The organism is Marinobacter sp. NFXS11 (assembly GCF_040148675.1).
Lineage (GTDB): Bacteria > Pseudomonadota > Gammaproteobacteria > Pseudomonadales > Oleiphilaceae > Marinobacter.
Genome location: NZ_JAGDDV010000001.1, coordinates 1,620,781 through 1,643,717 on the forward strand (window position 1 = coordinate 1,620,781; position 22,937 = coordinate 1,643,717).

The window sequence follows — 22,937 nt, forward strand, 5'->3', positions numbered from 1 at the left end:
TGCCCCCGGTTCAGGATGGCCGCGGAATTTTGAGGATTTCACCGAAGGTGACGTACTCGCTTCCCCCGAGACGGCCGATCGGATCAATCGCAGCGCCATTGAAGGTCAGGCGATTCTTGTCATCGTAACGGGCTGCATCATCAGATACCCATACCCGGGTGACTTTTCCGAATACCAGTGACTGCGGCCCAGCGCCGATTTCTTTGATGTCGTAGAGCTCGCAGGCAAAAGCCACGTGGCAGTCCTTGAGCCGAGGCAGACTCGATCCTTCGAAATCCACCAGCTCCAGATCAAGATTTTTCAATTCGGATTCGCCATGGGGCAAGGTTCGCGAGGATTCTGTAACCGCCGCGGCGAGATCCCGGTGAGCGATATGAACGACGAAATTCTTTCTCGCTTCAATGTTTACCCGGGTGTCTTTCGAAACGCCCTCCGCCGGTTTTTTTCCAACGGAAATCATCAGCAAAGGGGGATTGCTGGTGATCGGCGTAAAAAACGAGAATGGCGCCAGATTGAAGTCCCCATCCGGATTTTCACTCAGTACCCAGGCGACCGGCCTCGGAATCACTGTCTGAGTGAGGATGTGGTAGGCATCCTTCGGATCCATACCCTCGAAATCTATAAGCATCACTCTCTCCCGTTAACTGCAGCTTCGGGCGTTCGCTCCCGCAATAGCCACAAAGTCATCAATAAGCCGTGAAGTATCAGGAAGGGCACGGCAACCGTGACCAGCCCGCCCCAGCCCAACCAGCTCAGAATTGCGCCGGCAGACAGCGCCGCGGTCGCCTGGGAGCCAAAGACCATAATGTCGTTAAGGCCCTGGACGCGGAAGCGTTCCGCATCCCGATACCCCCGGGGCAACAGCGTTGTGCCACCAACGAACAGGAAATTCCAGCCAACGCCAAGCAACAACAGTGCTGAAAGATAGTGGTGGAAGCTGACACCACTGGCAGCGAGGGCAATACAGCCCAGATAGGCCAGCAGGCCCGCCGCCATCATCAGGGGAATGCCTACCACGCGTGTCAGCCAACCGCTGATCAGTGACGGAAGATACATGGCCATTATGTGGAGCTGGATCACTCGCTTGGCATCGTCGAGGTCATGGCCGGCCATTTCGGTCATGCTCAGCGGCGTCGCGGTCATTATGAAACTCATCACCGCGTAGCCAATGGCCGCAGAACTCATGGCAGCCCAGATTAAAGGGTTCGCCATAATTTCCCGCAGGGGGCGGCCTCCTCCCGGCCGGGATTCCTGAACGCGCTCAGCCCCTGCCCGGTAACCGATGGCAAGGATCAGCAAAGCCGTGCCCTGTACGGCCGCCAGTGCAATCCAGCTGACCAGAAACGGATATTGCTCGGCGGCACCGCTGCCCAGGCTCGCGACTTCCGGCCCGAGCCAGGCCGCCACCAGACCACCCAGTAACACGCGAGCAGCAGCAGAACCAGCCATTCCCGGTGCCACGGATTCCATGGCCGCAAACCGATATTGGTGAACCACCGCAAGCCCGGTACCACCGACCACGGCCGCAAGACAAAGCAGGGAAAACAGACCAGTCCAGGACGCCAGGCCTCCGATAAGACCGGCCACAACGCCCATGATGGCACCCAGCAGCATCACGCGCTTGCGCCCGATGCGCTCCATTAACCAGGTTGCCGGTTTGATAGCCAGAACGGTGCCTACGACCACCAGTCCGACGGGAAGTGTTGCGTACTCGGGCGCCGGGGCGAGCATTCTGCCCTGAATGCTGCCTATAAAAACGATAAAAGGCGCTGTGCACATGGCCAGCGCCTGAGCGGCAACCAGGACCCAGACATTGAGGGGCATGGATTATTTTTTCCTGTAGATGATTCCGGGGTGGCACTGAACCATCTCGTAGAGATGGGGCAGGCCGTTGAGCGATTCCGAGGCACCAAGAACAAGGTAGCCGCCCGGGTTCAGGGTGGCGTGCATCCGGGTGAGAATGTCCTTTTTCAGGTCCGCCGAAAAATAGATCAGAACGTTCCGGCACATCACAATATCGAACTTGCCCAGCATATAACGCTCAAGCAGGTTCAACTCCTTGAACTCCACCATGCTCTTGATCTGGGGTTTGATCTGCCAGCCACCGTTCAGGGACGGCGTGAAAAACTGCTTCTGGCGCTCTGGCGAGAGCCCCCGACCAATGGCAAGCATTTCATACTCACCCTTGCGAGCCACATCAAGAACGCTTTTGGAGATATCCGTCGCGGTGATCTTTACATCCCGGAGCTTCCCGGGCCTCGCCCGCCGAAACTCCTCAATGATCATAGCAATCGAGTAAGGCTCCTGGCCGGTTGAGCAGGCGGCAGACCAGATACGCAAAGGCTGTGCTGAGTTGCGCTCCGCGAATTCAGGAAGCAGTTTTTCCTGGAGAATCCGGAAAGGGTGATTGTCACGGAACCACAGGGTTTCATTGGTTGTCATCGCGTCGATGACAGTCTCTTTCAGACCGCCCCGCCCGGGGCGTTTAAGGCGCTCGAGCAGCTCACCCAGGGTATTCAGGCTGTTCTCTTCGAGAATCCTGCGCAACCGGCTTTTAACCAGGTACTGTTTGTTATCGCCCAGTAAAATCCCACAGGCATTCTGCAGGAACGATTTGAAGGCTTCATATTCCTGTGGCGTTATTTCCGCTTTCATTGGGTCTCTGTTCTGAGTGAATCTTTGAGCGGCTCCATCAACCCTGGTCGATGATTTCCATCACGCGCTCTGCCAGTTCGTCCGGACTGAACTTTGCCATAAAGTCGTCGGCCCCGACCTTCTTTACCATGGCCTGGTTGAACACACCGCTGAGTGAGGTGTGAAGCATAACAAACATATCCGAAAGCGCCGGGTCCTCTTTCACCTTGGTGACGAGGGTGTAGCCATCCATTTCAGGCATCTCCACGTCCGAGATGATCAGAGAGAAGTGATCCTTGGCCCGGGAACCGTCCGCGGTGATTTCCTTCAGATGTTCAATAGCCTGCTTGCCGTCGTTTTTCAGCACCACTTCCATGCCAATTGCGGTGAGACACCGCTGTATCTGGCGCCGGGCCACGGACGAATCATCCACCACCAACACGGGCAGATGCCCCGGCACACGCTCCGCGCTCTTGCTCAGAACGGCTTCGGTTACGTCCTCCCCAAGCGGAGAAACTTCTGAAAGAATCTTCTCTACATCAATGATTTCAATAAGTTTATCATCAATTTTCGTGACAGCGGTAAGATAGACATCCTTGCCGGCCCCTTTGGGTGGAGGCAGGATTTCTTCCCAGTTCATGTTCATGATTCGCTCTACGCCGCTCACCAGGAAACCCTGCGTTTTGCGATTGTATTCAGTGATGATGACGAAACTGGTCGACAGGTCTTCTTGCGGGATACCGGGCAGACCGATTGCCATGCTCAGATCAATAATGGGGATAGTCTCACCCCGGCTGTGGGCAACGCCTCGAACGACCGGCCGGCTATTGGGCAGGGAAAACAGCTTCGGACACTGCAGAACCTCTTTCACCTTGAACACGTTGATCCCGTAGATCTGACGCCCCCTGAGACGGAAAAGAAGCAGCTCGAGGCGGTTCTTTCCGACCATCTGAGTACGCTGATTAACACTGTCCAAAACCCCTGCCATTTCGATTCTCCTGGCTTGCCGGAATTACAACGGCATATATCTTGCTGTTCACTGAATAATAGCCTGATCGACGGAAACCCGTCATATCAGGGGTGGGCTAGCCCATTTAACGGCCATATTTACCGAATCCTTAGCCTGATTCGGGCTTTTCTGCCCTGTTGTTGACAGCATAGGACAAACTGACACGTATGCGCATCACGAATTTCGCCCTACTACTGCTAATGTCTGGCCTGAGCATGTCACTCCAGGCTGGAACGACGGCCGACCAGATTCAGAAAGCAACGCTGGCGTTTCTGGACAGCTTCGCGTCTGAACAGGCCGAGCATGGCTACACCGTTTCCTTCGAACCCGGTTCCATCGACAGCCGCCTCGCTCTCGCCGAGTGCGAAAAGCCTTTGAGTGTAGAGTTCAGCGGTGACCCCTGGAAAAGCACCAGCCCGTCGTTGCAGGTAGCCTGCGAAGGAACCCGCCCATGGCGAATGTTTGTTACCGCTTCAGTCTCTATCCATGGGCCAGCCCTGGTGGCAGCGAGGCCACTCACGCGTGGAGAGCGAATTACCGAAGGTCTTCTTGCAAAGCAGTCTGTTGAAATCAATTCATCCAGGCGTGGCGTGATAACGGATGCGAAACAGGCGATTGGCATGGAAGTGCGGCGCGCAGTGAATGCGGGATCGCTCGTTACACCAGACATGCTTTCGGCACCGAATGCGGTCGAACGGGGCGATCATGTTATCATCACCGCCAAAACCGGCGGATTTTCAGTGCGTTCCCGGGGCAAAGCCCTGGCAAGCGCCAGTGTTGGCGAACAGGTTCTGGTTGAGAATCTGCGGTCATCCCGCACGATAAGAGCCAGCGTTGTCGCGCCGGGCCACGTGGAAATTCCGATGTGAGCCAAGTGCGGCACAGGCTTGCCGGAGCGGCAAGTGAATGCCGCAGAACCGGTCGTAAAATCAGACGAAAAAAAGTGCTAAAAGTACTAAAGGTTTTCGCGGCGCCGCCGTTAAGAAGACATAAACTCGAGTAAGCGCCGCATTCGTGGCGCGACAGGCAAGCAGGTACAGATATGTCAGTTGACTTAAATGGAATTGGCCCCGGCCAGGTCAACACCCAGAGAACCACGGCCGACAAAAGCTCCGGCGCACAGAACACCCAGCCGGCATCCAACGAACAGGCAAAGACACAGGCCCAAGGGGCCCGTGGTGAGAACGTCAGCCTGAGCAATCAGGCCAAGAACCTGAAGCAGCTCGAACAAAAGCTGGGCGATTATCCGGAAATGGATGACGACCGCATCGAGCAGATCCGTTCCGCCCTTGAAAATGGCACGTACAAGATTGATGCCGAGAAACTGGCCCAGAAAATGCTTGAGATGGATGAAAGCATTTTCGGGTGAGTAGACCATGGCCGCAATTGATGATTTGAAGACCCTTCTTTCCCAGGATATCAGCCAGCTTGAAACACTGGCTGACGTTCTCGGCAAGGAAAAGACCTGCCTTGCGAATTCCGACCTCCGCCAGCTGGACGCCCTGACCAGAGAGAAGAATGATCTCCTCGGTGCAGTCCGCGAACGCGCCAAACAGAAAATCCGAACGCTGGTACAGATGGGATATCGCCCCGAAAGTGGCGAGCCTTCCCGCTTTATCCGCAGCGCCGGATTCTCGGATCTCTTCGAACTCTGGCAGGAGGCGGACCAGAAGCTGCGAACCTGTCAAACGCTGAACCAGACCAATGGTCGCGTGATCAGCCACTTGCAAAAGCGTTTGTCGAGACTCACCGATATTTTCCGTGGCGCCACCGGCCAGCAAAAGCTGTACGGTGCACAAGGTCAGCAGACCACGGTATCAAGCAGCACGGTACTCGCCAGCGCCTGACCCCGAAAGCATGGCTCTGCCGAGCCATGCTTTGCAATTCATCGGGTGTAGATGGTCATCTGGGAGTCGGGATGAAACCGGATGTCGTGAATGCTCACGTTGCCAATTGAAGCTCCCTGGCCTCCCGTAACCCGTATATTGTCCATCCGGATTTCCTCGATGCGCTCAGGGAACGCCAGCATCAGGGCGCCATCTTCTCTTACCCGATAACGCGGCTCCCCTTCACGATAGTGCACACCGGAAATGCTGAGATCTGAATCCAGGAAGTTCAGAACCGGCACGAAGATATTGGCGGAAAGCTTGAGACCTTCAATAACATCTGCGGATGCCTCAGTGCCTTGCTCCCCATTTCCTGCGGGGTTCTCCGCCATATTGCTGACAATACCAATGCGCTGCAGCAGGGTCGGATCGCCCTGACCCGAAATCGCCGCCAGCTCGGCTTCACTCATGAGGGCAAGATTGCCTCTCTCATAAAGTTCGCCGGCTTCCAGCGTTGCCTGAGACGCCTCGGCCGAATTGCTGGCCGCAAAGGTTACCAGGGGCTGGAATGGCAGCGTGACCGCTGTTACCAGGGCGGCAGCGTTGCGATAGCGGGACTGGTGCTTGAGGACACGATGCAGCTCCTTCTCGCTGATCCAGCCCGCCTGGATAAATACCTCACCCAGGCGCTGTCCCGTTTCGCGCTGAAGCCTGAGGCCTTCGTTAACCTGCCCCTCAGACAGATACCCACGATTGATAAGCAATCGCCCGAGGCGTGATTTCTCTTCAAATCCCTGACGGATTCTCACCCAGTGTCTCCTTTTAAACAGTGAAAACCGTACAACCCGGCCCGGCCAGTGTGATCCATGACTTCCGATATCGGGAAGGTTAGCCGATCACACAACGATGTGCGTGGATGCAGTGCCCGTTTTACCATCACCATCTGGTAAGATCTGGCACCTGATAACAGAATTCGCCGAATTGTCGCAGGAAACACACCTGCTAATAACACGGAGAACGGCTGCAAATGACAAACATGGTAAAACCCCTGAAAACTGTGACACCCGTATTGCTTATGGCATTCGCCCTGCTCATGCCGACTGCCGCGGTGCAGGCGCAAACCAATGAGCAGCCGGCCAGTGATCCACTTCCAAAGGTCCGCATGGTGACCAGTGAAGGCGCTATCGAGCTTCAGCTTCGCCCGGATGTTGCGCCCGAAACGGTCGACAATTTCCTGCAGTACGCCGAAGACGGTTTTTTCGACGGCACCATCTTCCATCGGGTTATACCCGGGTTCATGATCCAGGGCGGCGGTTTCACCCAGGATCTCTCCCGCAAGTCCACTCGGGCCCCTATCCGCAACGAAGCGAAAGAGACACTGCCCAACCTTCGTGGAACCATTGCGATGGCTCGCACCAGTGCGCCTGATTCCGCCACGTCCCAGTTCTTTATCAACCTTTCCGACAACGGGTTCCTGAACGCCGGAGTTCGCGGCCCGGGTTATGCGGTTTTTGGCAAGGTGACCGAGGGCATGGGCGTTGTCGATGCCATTGCCCGCAAACAGACCACCCGCAAACAGGGGATGGCCGATGTGCCGGTTGAACCTGTGATCATCGAAACCGTCACCGTGGTCGACCCCGAAGGCTGACACCGTGGACCGTGATCCCCTGCCGCCCGAAATAGAGCCCGCTGAACTGGCTTGGCACGACGGCGTCCCGGAGTCCATCCGGTTCGGCGATGTCTATTTCAGCCGTGACAATGGGCTCGAGGAAACACGCTACGTTTTCCTGCAACACAACCAGTTGCCCGAACGTTTCGCACAGATTCCCGAGGGCGGCAATTTCGTTATTGCCGAAAACGGCTTTGGAACCGGCCTGAATTTTCTCGCTGCCTGGCAAGCCTGGCAGCGACACGCTCCGGCCCATGCGGCGACGCTGCACTTCGTTTCCGTTGAACGTTTCCCCCTCACCCACGAGGACCTGGCCCGGGCCCTGGCACAGTGGCCCGAACTGGCTGCGCTGGCCGACGAACTGCTTCTGCATTACCCACCTCTGGTGCGCGGAGTGCACAGGCTCGTCCTGGCCGGGGGGCGGGTTCGACTGACGCTGTTTTTCGGCGACATCACCAAGGCCTGGCAATCCCTCGATTTTCACGCCGACGCCTGGTTTCTGGACGGTTTCGCCCCGTCCCGCAACCCGGATATGTGGCTGGAAAACATCATCAACAAGATCCGTGCGCACAGCAGGCCGGGCACAACCCTGGCGACCTTTACCTCCGTTGGCCGGATTCGTCGGGCTTTGGTGGAGGCCGGATTCCGGATGGAAAAAACTGCTGGATACGGTCGCAAACGGGATATGCTGAAAGGCGCTCTCGTCTCGGAGAACCCCGTACCAATCAGTACGGCTCCAACCGACAAACAGAAATCCATCGCAATCATCGGCGCCGGCATTGCCGGCTGCGCACTGGCGAGAAACCTGGCAGACCGGGGCTATCCGGTAACACTGATTGACGCCCATGGCCCCGGAGCAGCAGCCTCAGGCAATGCCCAGGGCGCTCTGTATGTGAAACTGGGCGTAGAGTTCAACGACCAGACCGAGCTGGCGCTCACAGCCCTCACGTTCGCGCAGCGTTTCTACCAAAACTGGCGCGATCAGCACTGGCATCCGACTGGCCTGCTACAGTTGGCCCACAACCCTCAGGAAGCGGACCGGCAGCGAAGGTTTCTCCAGAGGAACGACTATCCCCGGAGTATCTTTTACCCGGTGACCCCGGAACAGGCCAGCGCCCTGACAGGCGTGCCCACGGAATCCGCCGGGCTCTGGTTTCCTCGCAGTGGCTGGCTCGAACCCGCAAACCTTTGCAAGGAACTGGCAGACCACCCGCTGATATCCACGCTGTTCCATAGCGAGGTCAACAACCTTCGGCCTTCGGATGGAACATGGAACATTTCGACGGTCGACAACAGATCGATCGCGGCCGACCGGGTGGTCATCTGCTCGGGCCATCTCAGCCCGGAGCTTATCCCGACAAAGGGTCGTTTCCGGCTGAAAGCCATTCGTGGCCAGGTTAGCCACCTGCCAGCCACAGCTCTCAGAGGCCCAACGGCCGTTATCTGTGGGAACCGGTATCTCAACCCTGCAATGGGCGAGTTTGCGGTCACCGGCGCAACCTTTGACCTGCGCGATAACAACCCATCGGCCACCGTGGAAAGTCATAACGAGAACATCGACGAACTCGGCTCGATGTTGCCTAAGGTGTTTTCCAGTGAAAGCGATTCGCTTCGTGGCGAGGAACTGAGTGGCCGGGTTGCCTTCCGATGTACCACCCATGACTACCAGCCGGTGGCCGGACCCGTTTTCGACGGCGAGGGCGACGATCTCGATAACCTTTACCTGCTCACTGGCCTTGGCAGCAAAGGACTGACCTACGCGCCGCTCCTGGCCGAGTATCTGGCCGACCTGCTTACCGGACAACCGCCCTGCCTTCCCGCGAACCTGGCCAAACGCCTTGAAACCCGACGCCTATACCAGACGGATGTGGTGGTTTCGTAATAAACTCCAGCTGAAGTTTCCGGTCAGACTGCCGATAACCACTGAAATGGTGGCATAGTCACGGAGAGAACCCATGGCCATTTTTGTCAGCGAACCCGGCCGCCCGGTCGGAACCCGGCTACCGGAAACCTTCCGGGCAAGGCCCGTGGGCGACGTCACAGAGCTGGCAGAAACCCAGAGCATCAATCCTGGCCGAAGTGAGGCAACGGACGCCGAGTTCCAGCAGGCCGCCAATGCCGGTCGCTACAAAGCACTGGAGGAATACGGCGCTGCGGCCGCTGGCGAGCGCCGCGAAGACCGCCCGTATCTGCCGGTATCCAGCATCTCGTCTCAAACCCTGTATTCCGTTCCGGCGTCTGCAACCATTTCTGAGGCTTTAACCGTCATGGACGAGCACCAGGTTCATCACCTTGTGATCATGGCGGATAACAACGTTGCTGGCCTTGTCGATTTGCGTTGGCTCTTGGGCTGGCTTCACGAGAATGAAGCCGATGCCATGAGCCAGAGCCTGGTTCACATCGAGTTGCCCGCCTTCCTGACAGCCTCACCCGAAACCGATGCCCACCAGCTCGCCAGGCTTATGCTGGCCCACCAGCTCAACGCAGCCCTGGTGGTAGATGCGAAAGGCGCCGCCTCCGGAATTGTAACCAGCACGGACTACCTGCGACTCTATGCCAGCGCCGGCCGCCACCAGGGAACGGTGTAGTTCCCACATTGCCTAATTCAGAGGCGTCAACAGTTCTCCCTCTGGACTGAAGAGAAGCACATACCAGTTACTGCCTATGCGGGTTAATGCCGGTATTTCGTCATCACGGTAATTTTCGAGATCCAGTATTGCAGAGTCATCGGCGGCAAGCTGGTAGCGCCAGTTGCTTCTGAATTCTGACTCTTCACCTTCCGTCTCCGGTTCTGGAACCAGCGATACCCGGGCAGCGATGCCCTGCTCCATTCCGGACACCACACCCCCTCTGGCAAAGTCACCGTTTGTGGTACCGGCCAAAACCATGTCGCCATCGAAAGCAACCAACCCCAAAAATGCCTCACTGGACTGGTCGTCTTCGTCATTCAGGGTAAAGGCCCGACTGACATTCCCAACGGCGGAATATCCCAGCAGGAACCCGGCAGCACTGGAAAGCGCCTCCCTCTCCAGAACGGGGTCTTCCTCGTCCTGCTCCAGCACAGAATAGGATCCATCGCTGGCACCAATCAGCCAGAGCGTGCTACCGGTATACAGTCCGTTGGAAACCGGTTCATCGCCGGTGGTGCCAACCTGTTTGATATCAAGTTCGCTGGTGGCACTGGAGGCGTTAAAGAAGAAGGCATCAATGCCGCCAATGACTGAAGCCCCTTCCACAGATCCCGCGGCCGAACCAAACAATCCGGGGTTAACAGATTCCGTGCTGCCGCCGGCAACACGGTCATCGGCTGCTGAGCCGGCCTGGCGGGTCCAGGCAACCGCAGGCTGCTGCGTGTTGCCGTCCAGTTCGGTATCAATTCGCTGCAGGAAGCTGTCCCTGCCGCCCGATCCCTGCTGCTGATCAAACACACCTTCCGTTTCCCCGGCCAGGATGACATAGCCGGTGTCACGGTTGATTCCGGCCCAGCGAACCTGATCATCAGCATCCGTTCCGGTCCGGATGGTCCAGGTGGGAACGTATTCGCCACCGTTGGTGGCGGAATCAAACCAGTAAAGCGATGTCACTGAATCCAGACCGCCAAGACCGGACGTTCCCGCCACCGACTGATCGGTGCTGTAGGCAACGACAAATTCGAACCGGTCTACCTTGGTCCCACCCTGGGTCACCTTCCGCTGCACCACGTTAATGACCGGATCCGGAGCGCTCAGGCTGTCGCTGGCGGAGGATATGTCAGCCTGCTGCAACAGGGTGCCTCTTTGGTCAAAAATCCGCACCAGAACCCTGTCGTTATCCTGGGTGTCGTAGCCGGCAACGAACAGTCTGCCGTCATGGCCCATAGAGATGTCTGTGGCAACAAAGCCATCACCGGGGTTCAGAGCGAGTGGAGAGGTCAGCTCGTTGAGGCTGATCCGGATCAGGTTTTCAGTCTCTGCCCGGGCATAATCCTCGCGACCGGCCTGGAAGTTCGCGTTGAGGCCCAGCAGGATAAACCGGTCGCTGAAGGCCGGATTGGCATAGCCGGCCTCCGGTACCCGTATCCGAAAAGGCACTTCATCGGTCCCCTCTGGAAAAACCAGTTCGTCATTCTCAACCCAGTTTCCGTCTTGCAGGCGCTCGATAACGAACTCGGATTCGAGGCGTGCGGTGGAGTCTTCGGTGTGGCTGAGCTTGGCAAAAATATCCCGGTCTCTCTCTCCAGAAAGTCTGGCGAGGTATTCACGCACAGCACCAACGTTCAGAGTGTCCCTGCCGCCACCGTTTACAGTTTCCAGCGACAGAACCGGTTCGTTGTCCTGAATGGACAAATTGGTAACGACACCACCGTTACCGCTTCCAAGACCCGCAAGACCAGATCGCACCTCTGTCAGTGCCAGGCGAAGGGATTCCACGGGCTCCGCAAAACTGTCCTCGACCACCTCCAATGGCAGATAGCACTCGGTAATACCCGGATCGAGTGTGATCACGCCGCGCGTATAGAAACCCTGTTCATCAAGCTCATAATCGATATAGTCCAGCTCGCTTTCCCCCGCCTCATCGCGAGGCATTGAACTGTTGCTCCCCAACCCGACAATGTCCTTGCCGAGGATGGCGTCACCTGCGTTAGAGGCACTGTAATCGCAATTCTGATGTGGAGGCGAGAATCCGACGTCGCAGCTGGATGCGTCATAGTCAGACAAAAGCTCAAAGGCTACCGCTACCCGGGTTACCGACGGTTGATCCAGGGTAACCTTGACGAAGACGCGGCGCGTCGGAAGTGTCAGATCCCTGGTACCGGATACGGAGCCGTCATCGTTGTAGAGATTGATGGTAAAGCTGTGCTCACCCTCGGTATCCAGATCGGGCAAAGTGCACTGTTCACGATTACTGACAGGGATTTCCGGGCTTTCTCCTTCTGTAAACGGCTCTGCATCCAGAGACATGACGTTGTACTTCACATCGATATCGAACGGCTGTGCGCCTGCCATCCGGCCGTCAGTTGTTACCAGGTTGATGCCTTCCGTCTTGCCCAGATCCGCCTCGCCTCTGCTACCGCCGGTGAGGCCGGGAACGCCGCGCATAATGATGCCCTGGCGGGCCTTGTTACTGGTGTCCTCGAGCGCCAGCCAGGACGGCGCGTTGGTGAGAGAGTAGTCGAGGATATCCTCACCACCGTAGGCCCCGAAATTGTATGAGTATTCAACGCCGAGATAGGCAAACACCGGGGGAACGCCAAGAATGGTCGGCTGATCAGGATCTTTTTCGGTCTTACAGGCAGACAGCCCAAGACAAAACAGGACCAGAACGACAAGTTGGCGAACAGAATGAATGCGGGAGTTTAAATCGGCGCCCATGAAAAAATCCGTTTCAATCGTTGTTGTTATGGCAGCGACCGCCCGGATGAAACATGAACACCGCGCGGTTTACACACCGTTACAGAACAACGCCATGGTAGCCAATTTGATACGCAGGGGATCTGCGCGAGTTCTCAGATTCGGTTAGCCTGCGCCCGGACCGTACTCTTCCAACAACGCAACCAGGCCGGCTTCATCGAGAACAGGCACCTCTAACTGTTCAGCCTTGGCCAGTTTGGAACCGGCGGCCTCACCCGCAACCACGCAGGCCGTCTTTTTGGAAACGCTGCCGGCCACCTTGGCACCGAGGGATTCCAGCCTCTCTTTGGCTTCGTCCCGGGTCATTCCGGAAAGCGTACCGGTCAGCACCCAGGTCTGGCCTTTCAGGGGTTTGCTTCCCTGCTGGATTTCCTCTTCCTGCCACTTCACACCGGCTTCACGCAGGGCATCCAGGGTTTCGCGATTGTGGGTCTGCTCGAAAAAGCTACGGATATGACCCGCAACAATCGGCCCAACGTCGGGTACAGTTTGCAGGCTCTCCTCATCGGCTGCGGCAATGGCCTCCAGGGTTCCGAAGTGGCCCGCGAGGGCCTTGGCAGTGGCCTCACCCACCTCACGAATACCAAGCGCGTACAGGAAACGCCACAGAACCGGTTCCCTGGCCCGATCAATTGCAGCAACCAGGTTGGCGGCCGACTTTTCCCCCATTCGCTCAAGTTTGACCAGGTCGTCGGTGGTCAGGCGATACAGGTCGGCGACGGTTTCCACCATGCCCTGATCCACCATGATGTCGATCCACTTGTCACCCAGGCCCTCAATGTCGAGGGCTTTCCGTGAAGCATAGTGGCGGATGGCTTCCTTTCGCTGGGCGGGGCAGAACAGGCCGCCGGAGCAGCGGGCAACGGCTTCGCCTTCGATCTGGATAACATCCGAATCACACACCGGGCACTGTCGGGGCAATTCCACTTCCCGCGCGCACGAGGGGCGTTTTTCGGCCACCACTTTAACCACCTGCGGTATCACATCACCGGCGCGGCGAATGAACACGGTATCGCCGATACGGACATCCAGGCGGCGAATTTCGTCCATGTTATGGAGGGTGGCGTTGCTCACCGTCACACCGCCCACAAACACGGGTTTTAACCTGGCAACCGGGGTAACCGCGCCCGTACGACCGACCTGGAATTCCACGTCCTCGATAACCGTGAGTTCCTCCTGAGCCGGAAACTTGTGGGCAATCGCCCACCGGGGGGCTCGGGATACAAAGCCCAGGGCCTTTTGCTGGTCAAGCCGGTTCACCTTGAAAACGATACCGTCGATTTCGTAGGGGAGACCGTCCCGTTTGTCCATCAGCTCGCTGTAGGCTTCAAGGCACTCCTCCGCGCCCCTGGCCTTGCGCATCTCGGGATTTATGCGAAACCCCCAGCTCTGGACCCTCTTGAGCCCCTCCCACTGGGTATCCGGCAAGAGGCTTTCATCGGTTACCGCAACGCTGTAAGCGCACATTTCGAGAGGGCGCCTGGCCGTTACCGTCGACTTTTTCTGCCGGAGGCTGCCGGCCGCTGCATTACGGGGATTAACGAAGGTCTTCTCGCCCCGCTCCGCCAGGCGGCGATTAAGTTGCTCGAAACCGTCCTTCGGCATATAGACTTCTCCGCGGACCTCCACCAGATCGGGCACGTCATCGCCACGGAGCTTCAGCGGCACTGAGGGAATGGTTCGGATATTGGCGGTTATGTCCTCCCCGGAATAGCCATCCCCCCGTGTGGCGGCGGTAGTCAGGGCGCCATTCTCGTAGTGCAGGCTCACCGCCAGCCCGTCCAGCTTGGGTTCACAGACATACTCAACATCTTCACTCATACCGAGCCGATCTTTTACCCGCCGGTCAAAGTCACGGAGTTCGTCCTCACTGAAAGCATTGTCCAGCGACAGCATGGGCAGCCGGTGAACCACCTCTTCAAAACTGGTTTCCACAGCGCTGCCAACCCGCCGCGTGGGGGATGTGTCCGAAGCCAGCTCCGGATAATCGGTTTCCAGGGCCTGCAATTCCCGGAACAGCCTGTCGTATTCCGCATCTGGAATACGCGGGTCATCCAGCACGTAATAGCGGTAGTTATGGTCATCAATCGCCGAACGGAGTTCTTCAACACGCTGAATGATGTCGGGCGTGGCTTTGCTCATGGACTGGCACTCTCGTTTCTCAAAAAAATGCCCGGAACAAACCGGGCATCTGGCCGTCTTATACCGCCTGGTTTCAGACTCGGTGGGAACGTTGCTTGCGCTCGAACTCCCGAATCCTCTGGCGGCAGTGCTCGATTGTTTGAGGGGTCATCACGCTGCGGCGCTCATCCTTTAGCTCGCCGCCAAGGTTACGAACCACGGCCTGAGCTGTCTCAAGCATGAAGTCAAACGCCTGCAGCGCATTGGTGGGCCCGGGCATACTCATGAAGAAACTGATACCGGGCGTGGCCAGGGCCGGCATATCGCCCGGTTTGAACGTGCCTGGTTCCACGGCATTGGCAACACTGAACTGGACCGGACTGGTGGTATCGGACTCCTCGTGTCGGTGATAAATGTCCATATCACCATGCTCCAGACCACAGGCTTCGAATAACTTCTTCAGGGCCAGCCCCTTGAAGTCTTCACCGCTCTTGGCCAGGACGTTGATCACAATCACTTCCCGGGCCTCAGGGCGATTCGCACCTGCCAGAGGCTGACCACTGACCGCTCGGGAAGGTTCACGCCGTGCTGTATCTTCCTCTACTTCGGTTGTCACCGTAGGCGGGACTGCTTCAACCTCATCTTCGATGGCCCCCCAACCTGATTCGAGCTCGGTTTCTTCAGGCTCTTGGCTGGACAACCCGAAATTGGTATCGGACTCAACAGGCTCATCGTGATATTCGGCGACCGGTTCGCTTTCCGGTTCCGTATGCAGATCCGGTTCTGGCGACTCTCGATGTTCTTCCTTTGCAGCGGCCGTTACCGGGCGGGTCGGCTTGGGTTTCGGAAAACCAAATCGGCTGGTCTTTTCACGCTTTACATAGCCCCGCTCTTCGAGGGTGTCGCGGGAGATGGTTCGTGCGCCCCCGTTCGGCAACTCCGGGTTGTACTCGTCATCAAGTGGTGAATCCTCGAGCTCATCGGCGCCCATACCCGATGAGATTGCCATGGATTCCTTCCGGGCACGCCGCATGCGGCGCACGCCATCAATGACAATGCCGATGATAACCAGGGTACCGATGGCAATTAACCATTCCCTAAGTGACATAGTGCTGCTGTCCTGTTTGCAGATCCTGTAACGTTGCTACTCTAAGAAAAGCCCGTAATGAATACAACGCACACCCGGGCCAGATGGCGTTATTGTCATGGTCGCCTGAATTCTGAACAGCCTCAAGCCTCTGCGAGAGCCGCTGCCTCGTCGACATCGACCGACACCAGGCGCGAACACCCCGGTTCATGCATGGTTACGCCCATCAACTGATCCGCCATCTCCATGGCAATCTTGTTGTGGGTAATGTAGATGAACTGAACCTGCTTGGACATTTCCTTGACCATGTTGGCATAGCGGCCCACGTTGGCATCATCCAGCGGCGCATCCACCTCGTCCAGCATACAGAAGGGTGCCGGGTTAAGCTGGAAAATCGAAAACACCAGTGCGATCGCCGTGAGGGCCTTTTCGCCGCCTGACAGCAGGTGAATGGTGCTGTTCTTCTTGCCGGGCGGCCGCGCCATGATCGCAACGCCGGTTTCCAGAAGATCCTCACCGGTAAGCTCCAGGTAAGCGTTCCCGCCCCCGAACACTTTGGGAAACAGAGCCTGCAGACCACCGTTCACCTGGTCAAAGGTTTCTTTGAAACGCTGCCGGGTTTCCCGGTCTATCTTCCGTATGGCGTTGTCCAGTGTTTCCAGGGCTTCCATCAGGTCTTCATGCTGGGAATCCAGGTAGGTCTTGCGCTCACTCTGAACCTGATATTCCTCGATGGCCGCCAGGTTAATCGCGCCCAGGCGCTGAATTCGATTGCCGATTCGCTCCAGCTCGTCTGCCCAGTCTTTTTCGTTCGCGCCCTCAGCTAACTGGGAGAGGATCTCCTGCAATTTTACGTCCAGCTCCTTGAGCTGGTCGATATGGTTCCCGGAACGGATTTCCAGAGCCTGGGACTCCATTTTCAGTTTTTCGAGTCGGGACCGGACTTCCTGAATGTGATGATCAGTTCCGCTTCTGCCCTGCTCCTTTTCCCGCACTTCCCGATCGATCTCTTCCAGGGCGTCACGGGCAGCACCCAGCTTTTCCTCTTCCGCCAATCGCCGGTCCAGCAGCCCTTCGAGCTGCATCTGCAGGTCCTCGATGGGCTCTTCGGCGCTTTCCCGGGATTCCCTCAGAATCTCCAGGCGCTCGTCGATTCGCTCCTTCTGCAACTGCATCCGATCAATAGTCTGCCTGAGGCCGTCACGTTGACTGTTCAGGGTCTGCAGCTGGAGCTGCAGCTGATGCGCGTGGTCGCGGTCGTGCCGGGCCTCCTGGCGAAGCCGGTCGAGGCTCTCGCGCAGGGTGTCCCGCTGCTCCAGCAACCGCTCTTTCTCTTCATCGCTGTCTTCGGTGGAAGCCAGCGCCAGTTGCCATTCTTCACGGGTCTCCTGCAGGCTGTCTTTCTGGCCCTCGAGGTTTTCGGACACGTCCTGGATATCATCCCGGATTCGCTGCAGCCGGGCATCAATCTGCTCGGCACGTGCTCGCAGGCCACTAACCCTGGACCCCAGGGTGCTCAGTTCACGATCTGCCTCGCTCAGACGGGTCTGCGACTCATCCCGGGCTGCTTCCGAGCGTTCTGCCCGTTCCTGAAGCTCTTCCAGCCGTTCGGTAGCCGCCTCCAGCGCCTCCTCCGCCTCGGCCAGTTGCGAGGTCAGTTCGGTCACCTTCTTCTGCCGCTCAATCACCCCGACCTGGCCGGCGTCAGAGTCCGGCATCAGGACCCACTCCCGGGATACCCAGACGCCTTCGGGTGTCATCAGGCTTTGACCGTCCCGAAGCCCCGCTCGCATACCCATGGCGTCAGAGACAGTTTCCACAGTGTCGATGCCGCGAAGCAGCGAGGCAATTCCCGGCACTCCGGATACCTTGACCGCCAGCCCGGAAAGCTCATTGCTGTCTGTGGCTTCAGCCTCCACCAGCGCCAACCCCTTTGGAGCTTCTTTCATTGCGGATGAGAGCTGATCAAGATCGGGAAGGCAGAGGCCCTGGGTAAAACGCCCGATAACCTGTTCGACAGCAAACTCCCAGCCATCGGTAATCTGAAGCTGACTGGCCACCCGGGGCATATCACTGAGGGCGTTTTGTGACAGCCAGGATTGCAGAACGTCATCCCCGGCCCCCATCTGCTCGCCCAGAAGGGATTGCTGGGACTCCAGGGAGGCACGAAGGCTCTGCACCCGTTGGCGCTCTTCAGAGAGCGCCTGCTCGGCATCACGCTGTTGCTGCCGGGCTTCGTAGAGCTCGTCCTGAACTGATGCAATCCGTTCGGCCGCCTCTTCGCGCTTCAGCTCCAGGGTTTCCTGCTGTTCCAGCAGCTCTTCAAGCTCGGCGCGGTCCATCTGACCTTCCAGCAATTCCTGTTCGTCCTGAAGCTTGCGTTGGCGGGCCAGCAGTTGCTCAATGGCATCCTCAAGCGAGCGGATTCTGGACTGGGCCAGCTCTGCCTGGCGCCGCGCGTCCGATGAACGGGCACTGAAGTCTTCCCACTGGTGCTGCCAGTCGCTCATGGCGTCTTCGGCCTGCTGTAGCTTCTCTCCAGACTCCTCGGAGCGTATTGCCAGCGCTTCCTGCTCGGGCTCCATCATGTCGAGTTCTTCCTGAATACCCGCAAGCTTGTCTTCATCCTGCTCCAGTTCTCTGGCCAGTTCGCGCTGGTTGGCCATTGCCTGGTCCAGTTCAGCCGCCATTTGCCGGCTGCGTTCACGCTGGTGCTCGAGGCTCTGCTCAATACGGGCGATATCGGCACCGGCTTCGTAATAACGGGCCTGTGCCCGGTTAAAATGCTCGGTGCGTTCGTGATGGTTGTCTCGCAGGGATTCCAGGGAGGTCTCCAGGCTGACTCGCTCGGTGAGGTATTTCTCAAGCTCGAGTTCGGTATCCCGGATCTTGCCGCGCCAGGCTTGCAGGTCATTGTCGAGGGATTGCCAGCGAAGCACCGTCAGTTCGGCTTTTTTCTGGCGCTCTTCCTGCTTGTAGGCCTTGTACTTCTCCGCCGCTGCCGCCTGGCGTTCAAGATGTTGCAGTTGCCGGCCAAGCTCTTCCCGCAGATCCGTCAGCCGCTCCAGGTTTTCCTGGGTGCGACGGATACGATTTTCCGTTTCCCGGCGCCGCTCCTTGTATTTCGATATACCGGCGGCTTCCTCAATGTAGATCCGGAGCTCTTCTGGCTTGGCCTCAATCAACCGGGAGATCATGCCCTGCTCGATGATGGCGTAGCTCCGCGGACCCAGACCCGTACCCAGGAACAGATCAGTAATGTCACGGCGGCGACACTTGGAGCCATTCAGGAAGTACTCGGACTGCCCTTCGCGGGAAACCCGGCGACGAACGGAGATTTCGTTGAATTTCACGAATTCACCGGGCGCGGAGCCATCGCTGTTATCAAACACCAGTTCGATGGAGGCCTGTCCCACAGGCTTTCTTGCACTGGAACCGTTAAAGATAACGTCCGTCATGGATTCGCCACGCAGGTACTTGGCGGAGCTCTCCCCCATGACCCAACGCACCGCATCGATGATGTTGGACTTGCCGCACCCATTGGGGCCGACCACGGCCGTCATGTTGGAGGGGAACGGAACCGTGGTGGGATCTACGAACGATTTGAAGCCGGACAGTTTGATGGACTTCAGCCGCATATCAGGCGCCCGCTTCCTGCCGGAGGATCGTCAACACTTGCTGCCGCTGGTGCTCCCCAAAGGCCTGGATAACGGCTTGCAGCCGCTCAGTTTCGTCGTTGACGGCGGCATCCGCCAGCTGCCGAAAGAAGGTGGCAGTTTCACCAATTTCTTCCCGGAAGTGTTCCAGCGCGACAAAATAGGTGCGGCTGATGGCCGGGCGGAAATTCTCGAGGGTTTCTTCCAGAAACGGGTTCTCGACCAGGCCGTAGGCGTAACGCATCACCCCGAAACCCGCATCAATGACCTGCTCGGCGGCGTCGGCGCTGGTGGCGTTCAGGGCATCAATGACTGCCTGCAATTCACGGACCTGGCCCATGACACCGTCAAGCTCCCTGCCAGACCAGCGCTCAAGTACCTTGCGCCCGAGCATGCAGAGGAGGTCGATATAGATGTCGTAGAGGCTGTTGACGCTTTCTGGCGTCAGGCTGGAGACCACCGCACCCCGCCGGGGGAAAATCTCGATCAGATGGCGGCGCTCCAGAATGAGCAGTGCTTCCCGAACGGAGCCACGGCTGACATTCAGTTCTCCCGACACCTTCAATTCCTGAATGCGTTCGCCGGGCTTGAGATCTCGCGTGATGATTCGTTGCCCCAGATGCTGGGCAATTTGTTCAGACAGACTTTCCGGGGCCTGAAACCTCATAAAGTTGGTCACTCATTCCTGAAGACGGCACGATTTCAAACGCAGAAGTTTACCACAGGGAATCTATAGCCCCACCCCTTGTCTGACATTTTGCGTAGCTCAGAAAAAGTCGCGGCAATTCACTGCCGGTTTTTTGACGACCGTCTGTGAACTGCAGCCGGAAAAGCAGAATTTAAATGACCTTAGCATTATTAATATATGTTTTTATTGACTTTTATTGATTAGGCACGGTTTCTGCTTTGGACAAGCAAAGCACTGTAAACTTCTGCGACAGAGTGAACCGTAGTGAAAAACATACCGTCGATCAAGCAGTCTCCCGCCCAGCCCCAGAAGCTGGCTGCGCTGCGTCAGGCACATCAGGAGTGGAGTAACACGCCGGATGTGCTCACCAGGCTGACCCGTCGTCTGTCCACCACGCTGTCGCTGGAACAACAGCTTGCGATTCTGGCCGAAGAGCTGGGTGCCATTGTCCCATTCACTGCTCTTAACTATCGTCACCGGATTGGCAAACAGGATTTCGTCTACGCCACTGGCATGGGCGGCCCTCACCGGTGTGAATACCGGCTAAGCCTGGAAGGGATCAATTACGGAACTCTCACTCTTCAACGCCGCCAGAGATTCTCGGAACAGGAACTGGAAGGCGTCGAGATGATTCTCAGTGCGGCGATCTGCCCGATTCGCAACGCCTGCCAGTACGTGGCCATTGAGCAGGCTTCGCTGACCGACTCACTGACCAGCATCCCCAACAAGCGCGCCCTGGACGATGCCCTGCAGCGCTCAAGCCTGCTGTCGGAGCGACATGGCGAGCCCTACTCGCTGATACTTTGCGATCTCGACCATTTCAAGGCTGTCAACGATACGCATGGCCATGTGGTGGGAGACCATCTACTGCAAATCGCGGCCGCCGAACTTGAAAACTCTGTTCGAACGTCCGATACCGTTTACCGGTTTGGTGGCGAGGAGTTTGCCATTCTGTTGCCGCACACCCCGGAACAGGATGCCAGAGACGTGGCAGAAAGGGTTCGTGAGGCCATAGCGGCCATTCGGGTGGATGGCGGAGAGAAAGAGCTGAAGATAACGACCAGCTGCGGCGTTGCCACCTTCCTGCCCAAAGAATCACCCCAAGCGTGGCTGGCAAGGGCAGACGAGGCACTTTACCGTGCCAAACACCAGGGCCGGAATTGCACCCGGGTGTTTGCCACCATTTCGTAACGATCAGCCCCGGGGCGTCTTACTTCTGGCTCTATCTGGCCTGGAAGCACGCCCGGCCGGTTTGGCAGGTTTGGTGTCGCTGACAGCCCATTTGTTGCCGGGGGTCTTCTTGCCGGACCGGCCAGGGCTTTTCCGCCTCTGGCGGTCGTGGGCCGCTTTCTCATTTGGCGTTTTCTGCGGAATCTCAACCGCGTCCAGACCCACTGTCCGACTCAGGGTATCTACCGCCCTCTGATCCAGCTCTTCCCATTTGCCAACCGTCAGCCTGCTCGGCAGGAAGATCGGCCCGTAGCGTACTCGCTTCAGCCGACTGACCCGGACTCCCTGGGATTCCCACAGCCGCCGCACTTCCCGATTCCGGCCTTCCAGCAGGGTGACATGAAACCAGCGATTGATGCCGCTGCCGCCGGCCGGGGAGATATCGGTGAACTTGGCCATGCCGTCTTCCAGCAGAACGCCCTGAAGCAGTCGCTCAATCATGGCGTCGTCCACTTCCCCGAAGATCCGTACCGCGTATTCCCGATCAATCTGGTTGGACGGATGCATCAGCCGGTTTGCCAGCTCACCATCTGTGGTAAAGAGCACCAGGCCCGTGGTGTTGATATCCAGCCGCCCAATGGAAATCCACCGATGCTCTTTGAGCCTCGGGAGACGATCGAACACCGTCGGCCGGCCCTCGGGATCCTTTCGGGTGGTGACTTCGCCCTCTGGCTTGTTATAGATCAGCACACGGCGCAGCACTTCCGCCGCCCCGGACACTTCCAGGCGCTTGCCGTCGAGCTCGAAACGGTCTTCCACGGTTGCCTTCTGGCCCGGCGCTACCGGCTGGCCGTTGACCACCAGGCGGCCGGCTTCCATCCAGCCTTCAATTTCCCTGCGCGAACCGATGCCCGCCCGGGCAAGCAATTTCTGAATACGCTCTGGCCCACCCAGGCTAACTTTGTCCTGGGCTGGCCTGGCTGGTTTGTTGGGGCGTTCTGCCGCCATGAAATCAATCCTTAGTATCTGACTGACACCCGAATGGCATCAGTGAAGTGTCTGGCTCGAAGATTCGTCGTCGTTCTGGGCAGTCGTCGATTCGAACTCGATCTCCGCCTGCATGTTCTTTTCAATTTCCCGGCCGATCTCTTCAAGATCGCGGACTTCATTCAGGGGCGGCATCTGGTCGAGGCCCGTGAGGTTGAAGTAGTCCAGAAACTGTTTCGTGGTCGCGTACATGGCTGGTCGACCGGGAACATCCCGATGTCCTACGACGCGCACCCACTCTCGCTCAAGCAGCGTACGAATGATATTGCTGCTTACCGTAACACCCCGGATGTCCTCGATTTCACCCCGGGTGATGGGCTGCCGGTAGGCAATCAGTGCCAGGGTTTCCAGCAACGCCCGGGAATAGCGCTGGGGCTTTTCCTCGAACAACCGGCCTACCCAGGGCGCGAATTCTTCGCGTACCTGAATACGGTAGCCACTGGCGACCTTTTTCAATTCAAAACCACGCCCCTCGCAGGCCGCTTCCAGAAGCACCATGACATGTTCCATCACCTGGCGCGCGGGACGTTCCTCTTCACTGAACAGTTCCCGGAGCTGGTCGAGAGACAAAGGTTTGCCCGCAGCCAACAGGGCCGCTTCGGCAATCGCCTGTATTCTCAGCAGGTGTTCTTCGTTCATG

General features: G+C 57.8%; 19 protein-coding genes. 7 read left to right on the plus strand and 12 right to left on the minus strand.

Annotated features, from left to right (window positions below; genetic code table 11):
- Positions 1–10 precede the first annotated feature (10 nt).
- The 4 genes from J3362_RS07580 to J3362_RS07595 are packed head-to-tail and all read right to left on the minus strand — an operon-like array spanning position 11 to position 3,622.
- On the minus strand, positions 11–628 hold the full coding sequence (locus J3362_RS07580; protein WP_349518959.1) for a flavin reductase family protein: 618 nt from the start codon (positions 626–628) through the stop codon (positions 11–13).
- A complete protein-coding gene (locus J3362_RS07585; protein ID WP_349518960.1) occupies positions 628–1,824 on the minus strand; it encodes an MFS transporter in 1,197 nt (398 codons plus the stop codon). The genes J3362_RS07580 and J3362_RS07585 overlap by 1 nt, the downstream gene beginning before the upstream one ends.
- A 3-nt stretch (positions 1,825–1,827) precedes the next feature.
- Positions 1,828–2,655 (minus strand): CheR family methyltransferase, encoded by an 828-nt coding sequence (locus tag J3362_RS07590; RefSeq protein ID WP_349518961.1) that lies wholly within the window; start codon positions 2,653–2,655, stop codon positions 1,828–1,830.
- Between the two features lie 37 nt (positions 2,656–2,692).
- The gene (locus tag J3362_RS07595) at positions 2,693–3,622 is read right to left on the minus strand and encodes a chemotaxis protein CheV (RefSeq protein ID WP_349518963.1); all 930 of its coding nucleotides are present in this window, start codon (positions 3,620–3,622) and stop codon (positions 2,693–2,695) included.
- 188 nt (positions 3,623–3,810) lie between these two features.
- Here J3362_RS07595 and flgA point away from each other — a divergent pair, with 188 nt between their 5' ends.
- The 3 genes from flgA to J3362_RS07610 all read left to right on the plus strand — a co-directional run bounded on the left by flgA (position 3,811) and on the right by J3362_RS07610 (position 5,490).
- A complete protein-coding gene (gene flgA, locus J3362_RS07600; protein ID WP_349518964.1) occupies positions 3,811–4,512 on the plus strand; it encodes a flagellar basal body P-ring formation chaperone FlgA in 702 nt (233 codons plus the stop codon).
- Between the two features lie 173 nt (positions 4,513–4,685).
- On the plus strand, positions 4,686–5,012 hold the full coding sequence (gene flgM / locus J3362_RS07605) for a flagellar biosynthesis anti-sigma factor FlgM (protein ID WP_008174429.1): 327 nt from the start codon (positions 4,686–4,688) through the stop codon (positions 5,010–5,012).
- Positions 5,013–5,019: 7 nt separating this feature from the next.
- On the plus strand, positions 5,020–5,490 hold the full coding sequence (locus J3362_RS07610; RefSeq protein WP_008174427.1) for a flagella synthesis protein FlgN: 471 nt from the start codon (positions 5,020–5,022) through the stop codon (positions 5,488–5,490).
- Between the two features lie 38 nt (positions 5,491–5,528).
- Here the strand turns inward: J3362_RS07610 and J3362_RS07615 are convergent, their stop codons facing one another.
- Positions 5,529–6,278, minus strand: a complete 750-nt coding sequence (locus J3362_RS07615; RefSeq protein ID WP_349518966.1) for a cyclic di-GMP-binding domain-containing protein, MshE-related — start codon at positions 6,276–6,278, stop codon at positions 5,529–5,531.
- 227 nt (positions 6,279–6,505) lie between these two features.
- Between J3362_RS07615 and J3362_RS07620 the strand changes: the two genes are divergently transcribed.
- The 3 genes from J3362_RS07620 to J3362_RS07630 all read left to right on the plus strand — a co-directional run bounded on the left by J3362_RS07620 (position 6,506) and on the right by J3362_RS07630 (position 9,726).
- Positions 6,506–7,117, plus strand: a complete 612-nt coding sequence (locus J3362_RS07620; RefSeq protein ID WP_502882422.1) for a peptidylprolyl isomerase — start codon at positions 6,506–6,508, stop codon at positions 7,115–7,117.
- Positions 7,118–7,121: 4 nt separating this feature from the next.
- Positions 7,122–9,020, plus strand: coding sequence for a bifunctional tRNA (5-methylaminomethyl-2-thiouridine)(34)-methyltransferase MnmC2/FAD-dependent 5-carboxymethylaminomethyl-2-thiouridine(34) oxidoreductase MnmC1 (gene mnmC, locus J3362_RS07625; RefSeq protein WP_349518967.1), 1,899 nt, complete (start codon positions 7,122–7,124; stop codon positions 9,018–9,020).
- Positions 9,021–9,093: 73 nt separating this feature from the next.
- Entirely contained in the window at positions 9,094–9,726 is a 633-nt protein-coding gene (locus J3362_RS07630) for a CBS domain-containing protein (RefSeq protein WP_349518968.1), read from the plus strand.
- Between the two features lie 12 nt (positions 9,727–9,738).
- On the opposite strand, the gene J3362_RS07635 is transcribed toward J3362_RS07630, so the two are convergent.
- The 5 genes from J3362_RS07635 to J3362_RS07655 form a co-directional block, all read right to left on the minus strand.
- Entirely contained in the window at positions 9,739–12,489 is a 2,751-nt protein-coding gene (locus J3362_RS07635) for a hypothetical protein (protein WP_349518970.1), read from the minus strand.
- A 144-nt stretch (positions 12,490–12,633) separates the two neighbouring features.
- Positions 12,634–14,670, minus strand: coding sequence for an NAD-dependent DNA ligase LigA (ligA, locus tag J3362_RS07640; RefSeq protein ID WP_349518971.1), 2,037 nt, complete (start codon positions 14,668–14,670; stop codon positions 12,634–12,636).
- Positions 14,671–14,743: 73 nt separating this feature from the next.
- Positions 14,744–15,757: a cell division protein ZipA gene (gene zipA, locus J3362_RS07645; RefSeq protein WP_349518972.1), complete on the minus strand. Its 1,014-nt coding sequence runs from the start codon at positions 15,755–15,757 to the stop codon at positions 14,744–14,746.
- Between the two features lie 122 nt (positions 15,758–15,879).
- The gene (gene smc, locus J3362_RS07650; protein WP_349518974.1) at positions 15,880–19,374 is read right to left on the minus strand and encodes a chromosome segregation protein SMC; all 3,495 of its coding nucleotides are present in this window, start codon (positions 19,372–19,374) and stop codon (positions 15,880–15,882) included.
- Position 19,375: 1 nt separating this feature from the next.
- The gene (locus tag J3362_RS07655) at positions 19,376–20,059 is read right to left on the minus strand and encodes a GntR family transcriptional regulator (protein WP_349518975.1); all 684 of its coding nucleotides are present in this window, start codon (positions 20,057–20,059) and stop codon (positions 19,376–19,378) included.
- A gap of 285 nt (positions 20,060–20,344) precedes the next feature.
- On the opposite strand from J3362_RS07655, the gene J3362_RS07660 reads away from it, so the two are divergent.
- Positions 20,345–21,271, plus strand: a complete 927-nt coding sequence (locus J3362_RS07660) for a GGDEF domain-containing protein (protein WP_349518977.1) — start codon at positions 20,345–20,347, stop codon at positions 21,269–21,271.
- A gap of 3 nt (positions 21,272–21,274) precedes the next feature.
- On the opposite strand, the gene rluB is transcribed toward J3362_RS07660, so the two are convergent.
- Complete coding sequence (gene rluB / locus J3362_RS07665) at positions 21,275–22,258, minus strand: 23S rRNA pseudouridine(2605) synthase RluB (RefSeq protein WP_349518978.1); 984 nt, start codon at positions 22,256–22,258, stop codon at positions 21,275–21,277.
- A 39-nt stretch (positions 22,259–22,297) separates the two neighbouring features.
- The gene (gene scpB / locus J3362_RS07670) at positions 22,298–22,936 is read right to left on the minus strand and encodes an SMC-Scp complex subunit ScpB (protein ID WP_349518980.1); all 639 of its coding nucleotides are present in this window, start codon (positions 22,934–22,936) and stop codon (positions 22,298–22,300) included.
- Position 22,937: the final 1 nt, after the last annotated feature.